General features: G+C 32.5%; 1 protein-coding gene. It reads left to right on the forward strand.

Going from position 1 to position 231, the window contains the following annotated elements; translation table 11 throughout:
* Window positions 1-49 precede the first annotated feature (49 nt).
* Window positions 50-231: hypothetical protein (locus AOA61_RS31645; protein WP_218197290.1), on the forward strand; the 182-nt coding region annotated here is incomplete at its 3' end.

Consider the following 231-nt stretch of genomic DNA (forward strand, 5'->3'; position numbering starts at 1 on the left):
ATTCTTTACGGTAGAAAAAAAGTGGCATTTTATAAGATCAAATCCATTCATGGTTATTGCGATCGTACCATTAGATGCGATATTTCAACTTGCGAGAATTGCAAGATTATTACATTTTATGAGGCTAAAAGTAATCACACAGTACTATACGAAACCTTTGATTAGAAAGTTAGAAAAACAGAGATTTTCTTATATTATCCCCGCAGGCTTCCTCATCGTCTTTATTTGTAT

Origin of the sequence: Pseudomonas sp. 2995-1 (assembly GCF_002742505.1) — a bacterium.
Classification (GTDB): Bacteria; Pseudomonadota; Gammaproteobacteria; order Pseudomonadales; family Pseudomonadaceae; genus Aquipseudomonas; species Aquipseudomonas sivasensis.